The 7558-nt window shown below is 41.3% G+C and carries 10 protein-coding genes; 1 reads left to right on the top strand and 9 read right to left on the bottom strand.

Annotation, left to right across the window (positions count from 1 at the left end; all coding sequences use genetic code 11):
- The coding region (gene trhA, locus AWV70_RS24960) for a PAQR family membrane homeostasis protein TrhA (RefSeq protein ID WP_235588796.1) at nucleotides 1–369 on the top strand (369 nt) is incomplete at its 5' end.
- Nucleotides 370–387: 18 nt separating this feature from the next.
- Here the strand turns inward: trhA and AWV70_RS21080 are convergent.
- From AWV70_RS21080 to AWV70_RS24965, 9 genes are all read right to left on the bottom strand, one after another.
- Complete coding sequence (locus AWV70_RS21080; protein ID WP_060210453.1) at nucleotides 388–870, bottom strand: dihydrofolate reductase; 483 nt, start codon at nucleotides 868–870, stop codon at nucleotides 388–390.
- 43 nt (nucleotides 871–913) lie between these two features.
- Nucleotides 914–1855: a thymidylate synthase gene (locus AWV70_RS21085; RefSeq protein WP_060210454.1), complete on the bottom strand. Its 942-nt coding sequence runs from the start codon at nucleotides 1853–1855 to the stop codon at nucleotides 914–916.
- Nucleotides 1856–2485: 630 nt separating this feature from the next.
- The gene (locus AWV70_RS21090) at nucleotides 2486–2851 is read right to left on the bottom strand and encodes a hypothetical protein (RefSeq protein ID WP_060210455.1); all 366 of its coding nucleotides are present in this window, start codon (nucleotides 2849–2851) and stop codon (nucleotides 2486–2488) included.
- Nucleotides 2852–3322: 471 nt separating this feature from the next.
- A complete protein-coding gene (locus AWV70_RS25150) occupies nucleotides 3323–3451 on the bottom strand; it encodes a hypothetical protein (RefSeq protein WP_268777899.1) in 129 nt (42 codons plus the stop codon).
- A 584-nt stretch (nucleotides 3452–4035) separates the two neighbouring features.
- Nucleotides 4036–4638 carry a YpjP family protein gene (locus AWV70_RS21105; protein WP_060210457.1) on the bottom strand — a complete coding sequence of 201 codons (603 nt, stop codon included), beginning with the start codon at nucleotides 4636–4638 and terminating at the stop codon, nucleotides 4036–4038.
- 311 nt (nucleotides 4639–4949) lie between these two features.
- Nucleotides 4950–5735 (bottom strand): class I SAM-dependent methyltransferase, encoded by a 786-nt coding sequence (locus AWV70_RS21110; protein ID WP_060210537.1) that lies wholly within the window; start codon nucleotides 5733–5735, stop codon nucleotides 4950–4952.
- Entirely contained in the window at nucleotides 5725–6162 is a 438-nt protein-coding gene (locus tag AWV70_RS21115) for a BrxA/BrxB family bacilliredoxin (protein ID WP_060210458.1), read from the bottom strand. The genes AWV70_RS21110 and AWV70_RS21115 overlap by 11 nt, the downstream gene beginning before the upstream one ends.
- Nucleotides 6163–6297: 135 nt before the next feature.
- Nucleotides 6298–7077 carry an ectoine/hydroxyectoine ABC transporter ATP-binding protein EhuA gene (gene ehuA / locus AWV70_RS21120; RefSeq protein WP_060210459.1) on the bottom strand — a complete coding sequence of 260 codons (780 nt, stop codon included), beginning with the start codon at nucleotides 7075–7077 and terminating at the stop codon, nucleotides 6298–6300.
- A 17-nt stretch (nucleotides 7078–7094) separates the two neighbouring features.
- Nucleotides 7095–7558: amino acid ABC transporter permease (locus tag AWV70_RS24965; RefSeq protein WP_235588797.1), on the bottom strand; the 464-nt coding region annotated here is incomplete at its 5' end.

Consider the following 7558-nt stretch of genomic DNA (forward strand, 5'->3'; position numbering starts at 1 on the left):
ATTGCTGGGACATATACCCCATTTTTATTAGTGACAATCAAAGGAGCCCTCGGTTGGACACTTTTCGGCGTCATTTGGGGGCTTGCCATTGCAGGAATACTTTTCAAAGTATTTTTCATCCATAAGTATGAAGCCGTTTCACTAGTGTTCTATATTGTGATGGGCTGGTTGATCGTCTCTGCGATCAAACCATTATATGTTAATATGGAGAGAGAAGGTCTCGTATTATTAGTTCTCGGTGGAATTCTTTACACGTTCGGCTCCATTTTCTATGCATGGAGGAAAATTCCTTTCAACCACGCAATTTGGCATGTTTTCGTCATTGCCGGCAGTGCATCGATGTTTTTCAGCGTCCTCCTTTATGTGTGAGGACGCTTTTTTTGATTTTCATTGGATCCGATCAAAGACCAAATAAGAATACGGAATGCCATCTTCCGTAAAATGATCTTCCGATTCGGATACGAGACTCCAGCTATCATCATGCTTCGGGAAAAAGGTGTCCCCCTCAAACGCTTTGCGGATAATCGTTATGTAGAGGCGATCAGCACTATCCATCGCTAAATTGAATATTTCCGCGCCGCCGATGATAACAACTTCATCAGAATATTCTTTCCCGCGTTCAACCGCAGTTTGAAGATCATGGAATACTTCCACCCCTGCAGCCTCATAGTTTTTGTTACGCGTGACAATAATATTCAATCGACCAGGCAACGGCCTCCCGATTGATTCGAATGTTTTTCTGCCCATGACAATGGCCTTGCCCATCGTTACTTTTTTAAAGTATTTCAGCTCTTCCGGGATATGCCATGGCATTTTGTTATCGATGCCGATCACACGGTTCAAGTCATAAGCTACAAGTAAAGAAATCATAGTATCATCCTCTATTCTATATATGTCTAGACTTCGCTTGGTTTTACACAGCAATCGGTGCTTTTATTTTCGGATATGGATCATAGCCTTCGACTGTAATATCCTCATAGCTCAATTCAAAAATGGATTTACCGTCCGTATTCAATTTCAATGTAGGCAATTTTTTCGGCGTTCTTGATAATTGTTCTTTCACTTGCTCCATATGATTCAAATAAAGATGCGCATCTCCTAGCGTATGGACAAATTCCCCGACTTCCAAATTACATTCATGCGCAATCAAATGGACAAGCAAAGCGTATGAAGCAATGTTGAAAGGCACGCCAAGGAATACATCCGCGCTCCTTTGATAGAGCTGGCACGATAATTTGCCATCTGCTACATAAAATTGAAATAATGCATGGCAAGGCGGCAAAGCCATATCATTTACTTCGGATGGATTCCAGGCAGTGACAATATGTCTGCGTGAATCCGGATTTCGTTTAATACCGTCGATTAATTGTTCAATTTGGTCGATGACGCCGGCTCCCGCATTCCAAGATCTCCACTGTTTGCCATAAATCGGCCCTAAATCACCGTATTTTGCAGCAAACTCGTCGTCCTCAAGTATGCGTTTTTTATATGCGGCCACTTCATTTTTATATGTACTAGCGAACTCTTCATCTTGAAGACTGCGCCTCCCGAAATCAGTCATGTCAGGCCCATCATATTCCGTACTTTCCACCCATCGTTCGAAGCCCCATTCATCCCAGATCGGATTCCGGTCATTGATCAACGTCCGAAGAGTCGTGTCGCCTTTTAGAAACCATAATAATTCCGAAGCAATCAATCGGAATGCCGTTTTTTTCGTCGTCATCAAAGGGAATCCCTCTTGAAGATCGAATCTCATTTGATATCCGAAAACGCTGATTGTTCCAGTGCCCGTTCTATCCTCTTTCACTGTTCCCTTTTCAAGAATATGGGAGCATAAATCCAAATATTGTTTCATATCAAAAATCCTCCTTATGCTTACTAGACAGTATAGCAAAAACTGAAAGCAATTTCGCCTAAGGGTTACTGCATGTTCATTATTATTGAATAAGCCTTGTAAAAATTATGGATTCCACCTTGCATAAGCCAAGTGCGGCCTCCCCGCTTCTGTTTGCATAATGTCTTAATGAATCCAAGAGCACCTTTACTTCTTCTTAGCAAGACAAAGTAAGACTGTAGACAAACACCATGAAATTTGGTGTTTGCCCACAGTCTTACTCCCTTTAAAATAGAGATAAAGCTAGAAATATTGATTTCCACTGCGAGCGGACGCTTTCCGCGGGCACGGCTTCAGCCAATCGGACGACGAAGAGTCCGATTGGCCGTATTTCTGCGCTTTTTTGCAGAAATAAAGGCAGCCTCCATATACTGCTCGCAACGCGCCGCTTGTGCTCGCAAACGCCGTTCTTTGTGACGGCGTTCGCTGGAGTCGCCGCTCTCCGCTCCAATCAACGGGGTTTCCTATTACATGAATGAGGTGATGGACATGATGACGAAGAATCAAATCAATGAACGCGAACAGTTGGAAATGCTGACCATAGAGCAGTTAGTTCCCGTTAATGAACACCAAGGATGATCATTTAAACCACTATTCGACAACTTTAAAGTTTATTGTCGCTTTGATATTGACTCTTTCTTTGTCTTTTAAGAAGAAGTCTGTCTCGCCATTAACAATGTAATATCCAGAGGGAAAGCCTTCATTGTTTAAAAAACTTTTTATAAATCTCACATAATCACTGGGGTTACCTGCATCATACCCACCGCTTTTCACGTATTCTTCTCGATAAGGTTCACCCTTTTTCAGGACTGTTACTACTTCTAGGTCCTCTACGCTATATCCAATATCAAACCCTCTCACCTTTTCTTCCAATGAAAAAAGAATAGCCGAGGAAGAATGAATAATAGTAACTTCATCTTTGTCTCCTGTATATGTTATTTCACCGAATAATTTCACATTCTCTCCATCTTCATACTCCTTCTTTTCACTAACAAGTCGAAAAACAAAGTCACCTTGAATATTCTCGTCTATTGTCTTTTCAACTTCGAATTCCTCTAAATCACTATCACTAATTCGATGGGCTGGGCCACAGCCAGAAACAAACAGGGCGAGAATCGTTACAAGAGCTATGAAGTGTTTGTAAATTTTAAGTCCCTCCTATCCTCTACAATATGACCCAATAGATGAACACAAGTTAAACACCACTCTTCAACTCAACTGCCTCGTTAGTTGAAGAAGATGATTAATTTTCGACTGTTTTGATATCGAATTTCATATTGTCTAAACCCCAAACATCAGCAGTAGTATTAGAAAAGACTGTTATTTCAAGTTTCTGCCCTATGCTATATCTCTCTACATCATCAATAGGTATTTCGTATACATTTCCGTCCTTTCTACCTTCATTAACCCCGTCATATTCATTAATAATTAACCTTCTTCTTCAACAAGTATCTCTTCTACTGTTCCTGTGAAAGTAAATTCCTCTTGATAATCTGAACAGCCTGCAATAAACAATAAATTCAATAATAAAAAACCTATTGTAATTTTATTTTTCACACTGCCCCCCTTGAAATATTAGATTGTTAATACGTATTAAAGTTACAAATTGTTGTTCAACTAAACTGAGGTGTTAGTTCAATAAGAAATGAGCCGTCAAGCAGCTCAACGATCTTCAAGTAAAGCACTCGGTAGCTTAATTAGTGCCTGCTGCTAGCACTGCAATGCTCCACATAATAAGAGTAAACGATATTGTAAGCCAAAAAGTATTGACCGTAGTTTTTTCTTCGTGTTTTACCTTCTTCAATATAGAAACCAAATTCAAACAAAATATAAGACACAAGATAGGCATTAAAAAAAATCCTATGAACATAAAGATATTAATCATATTATTTTCACTCCTTTGTAGTTGTTTATTCTTGTTCAACTAAACTGCCCCTTTATTTGAAGAATATGATTTCGCAATCTTTAATTTATTTTATTTTAGCAAACATGTCTCATCACCTGCCGTCCCCTGGAAAGCGTGCGCCTGGAACGGAAAGCAACGGTTCCTATGGAAGCCTCCCTTTATTCTCCAATAGTAAAAAGGCTATCGCAGAAAGTCAGTTTTCATCGACTTTCTGGACAGCCCCGTTCCAACATTTTTATGACAACCATTTCGGCGGTGTGTTTTTGGACCAATGAATATCTCCAAGAGAATGATGTACAGTAAATCCATCTTCGGCAGTATGGTAATGGAAATTATAGAAATACCCGTCCAGCGGTCTTTTCTCCGTCCTTACATGAAAACGGATCAAATCTTTGGCATTCTCTGTGTCTGAAACGTGAAACATTTTTTCGGCATAATCACCGGAAGGGTATTCAGAAATGGCGAGCATTCTATTTTCAAGTCCCCCAGTAGAAGCGACCGTCTGCTGAATAACCTCTTCAATCTTCGGAAAAATATTACTATCGAACTCATTTTGAATGACGGGACCTATTCTCGATCCAAATTTCAAGTATGCCAATTCTTTGGCAGGATGTAAAAGAACATCCTCAATCGATAAGGAAGGTTCAAATGTTTCACGTTCAAAAATGGAATCCTCTAACCCTAATTGTAAATCATGTTTGGAGGTTGTTGGAAGATTAGCTTCCCTCGTGTCGTCTTTCGGCTGTAAGTTTGTCCATATTTCATGGTTTGGCGAAATGACGCCAAGTGTAAGGACCGCGACGAGTGCGATAATTAGATTTTGAAAATGTTTTTTCATCTGGTCACCTGCTTTAGACTATGTATTTGGAAATTTCTTTTTACTAGTTTGCTATTTTCATTTGATTCATCATTTGTACAGACTCTTTCCTAATATTACGAAAAGGAGCTTGAAAAGGTTTCATATTTCTTACTTTCATTGTACAATAAAAATGAAGATAATTGTGAGGTTTTATGAAGGAGGTTTTTATAAATGAACGTAGAATTACTTATGGGAATTGGAATGCTCGTACTCGTCCTTTATTTAAGCTCATTAAACTTTACAAATTGATACAAAAAGTCGTCCATCCACAATTGGAATGGACGGCTTTTTCATTTCGACAAGTAGCCGAAATGGAATTTGGTGTTCGGCCTGATTGTATGCTGCATGAAAAATTGTTCAAAAACGATTGAATCGAACCGCTCTTTCACAACTACACGCCGAGTGCACACCCGCAAGGCCTCTTTCATCCACTTCTCTGTCAGTGATGTATGTACGCCAGCTTGACGAAGCGGTTTGAAATTAGATGATTCTTCTATCGGTGCGTGAAACATCGGATCGATGTAGACAACGTCCCATGAGCAATCGGGCTGATTTGCCAAGAACTCGACCGCTTCAGTTTGAATCACTTCTATCCCTTTCATTGAAGAAGCCAAAGCTTCAAATGACGCCGGGAATTTCTGAAGGCCTGTTTTGGTCAAAAAAGCAACTGTCGGGTCTGCTTCCAAACCGGCACACTTTCCTTTTCCTCCTATTATATAGGAAGCGATAATGCTATCCGACGCCAGACCAAGCGTACAGTCGAGGAATGTATCCTCTTCCGTTAATCCGCAAGCTTCGACAAGTGGATCCGTTTCACCTTTCAAAATGCGCTTTAGTCGGAAAGCCGCTGAATTCGGATGGAAAAAGAGCGGCTGCTCCATCCCTTCACGGAATAGCTCATAACGGTCTTTGCCTGCGACAAGGACATCTGCTTCGTATTCGCGCTGCATGCGTAAAACGGACCGCTTCTTCCTTTCGACAATCGGAAAACCAAGCTCCTGTCCGGCGATCTCGGCTAATTCATACGTAAGCGGATCTGGTCTTCCCGCCGTCGTGATAATTGTTTTACTTCGCACAAACTTGTTCAAGAGCACCAGTCAAATGATCTTTGATCTGCTCCATTTCGAAATTCTCGATCTGCTCCCTTGGAATGAAGTAAGCGAGCGCCCCATCTTTCCATACAGCGATTGACGGGGAACTTGGAGGAACTTCAGGGAAATAACTTCTCATCATTGCAGTTGCTTCCTTGTCTTGACCCGCGAACACCGTCAATAGATGTTCCGGACTTGACTCAGCAGCCTGAAGTGCTTCCCTTACTGCCGGACGGGCAAGTCCCGCCGCACAGCCGCAAACTGAATTGATGACAATTAACGCAGTGCCATCAATGGATTTCATTGTATCTTCCACATCATCGGCTGTCGTTAGCTCAGTGAAGCCTGTTTGGACAAGTTCTTCTCTCATCGGTTTCACGATGCTTTTCATATACTCATCGTACGCGTTCATCATACATACCCCTTTCAAAAAATAAATACTATCGGTATCATTCTACAATGAATGCGTAGTGATTTCATGTATTCGATATCAAGAGACTAGAATCCACTTTCTCTTAGTTTACATAATAATATTATATATTGATTATTATCTACCGCTTGTAAAGCGTGAGAGGAAATCTTGCAGCCTTTCACTTTTGGGATTCACAAGGATGTCATGCGGATGGCCTTGTTCCTCAATGACACCTTCATTCAAAAATACGACTCTGTCTGCTATATCCAAAGCGAAATCCATTTCGTGCGTAACTAGGATCATGGCCATATCGCCCGCCTTTGCTAAATCTCGGATCACTTCCAGCACTTCACCGACGAGTTCGGGATCCAAAGCAGATGTCACTTCATCAAAAAGCATCACTTTCGGTCTCATCATGAGTGCCCTTGCCATGGCGACTCTTTGTTTTTGCCCTCCCGATAATTGGTTCGGATATAGATCGACCTTATCTGCAAGACCTACTTTTCCCAGCATGTCGAGCGCCGTTTTACGAACTTCATCACGATCTTTCTTTTTAACAATTGTCGGTGCAAGCATGCAGTTTTCCAAAATACTCATATGCGGAAAGAGATTGAAGTGTTGAAATACCATTCCGATGTCACCGCGTATTTTTCGTAAATGTTTATCATCCGCTTCAACGAGTTCATTTTTCTTATTTCTCATTTCCCAAAGACTTTCGCCGTCGACGACAATGACACCAGAAGATGGTTTTTCCAATGTCATCAATAAACGGATGATCGTCGTCTTGCCCGAACCGCTCGGCCCAATCAAGGCCAGTTTCTCTCCCTTTCTAATGTCAAGATCTATGCCTTTTAAGACATCCACATCTCCGAAAGATTTTTGGATACCTTTATATTGCACAATTGGTTCTTCCATGAAAATTCTCCTCCACTTTAAAACGTTGCAGTCTTTTTATCAAAACGTCGATTATATTTCTTTTCCAGCCTATTAATCAGCAAGGCAGATGGGTAGCTAAGTAGCAAGAAAAATAATGCAACGACTGTCAAAGGCTCCACATACTTGTAATATTGGGCACCATAATCATTTGCCAAGTGCAGCATGGCGACAACACCGATTGTCGAAGCAAGCGGGACTTCCTTGAACATGATAATCAAGTAGTTGCCCAGCATAGGAATAGTCGGCGGTATTGCTTGCGGCAAAATGATATGCCGCCATTTTTGGGCGTTCGATAAATTCAAGGCGGTTGAGGCTTCCCACTGTCCTTTGTCGACACTTTCAATACCTGATCGATAGACTTCCGCGGTATACGTGCTGAAGTGGATGCCAAGTCCGAGAATTGCAGCTGCGAATGGATTCAATGCCACGCCTATTACCGGTATAGCAGGCCATGCATAAT

This window comes from Sporosarcina koreensis (assembly GCF_001531445.1).
GTDB lineage: Bacteria > Bacillota > Bacilli > Bacillales_A > Planococcaceae > Sporosarcina > Sporosarcina koreensis_C.

Excerpts from the sequence above, each read along its gene's own strand:
- AWV70_RS21105 (WP_060210457.1), bottom strand. The coding sequence starts at position 4,638 with ATGAAAAAACATTTTCAAAATCTAATTATCGCACTCGTCGCGGTCCTT.
- ehuA (WP_060210459.1), bottom strand. The coding sequence starts at position 7,077 with ATGGAAGAACCAATTGTGCAATATAAAGGTATCCAAAAATCTTTCGGA.
- AWV70_RS21115 (WP_060210458.1), bottom strand. The coding sequence starts at position 6,162 with ATGAACGCGTACGATGAGTATATGAAAAGCATCGTGAAACCGATGAGA.
- AWV70_RS21080 (WP_060210453.1), bottom strand. The coding sequence starts at position 870 with ATGATTTCTTTACTTGTAGCTTATGACTTGAACCGTGTGATCGGCATC.
- AWV70_RS21085 (WP_060210454.1), bottom strand. The coding sequence starts at position 1,855 with ATGAAACAATATTTGGATTTATGCTCCCATATTCTTGAAAAGGGAACA.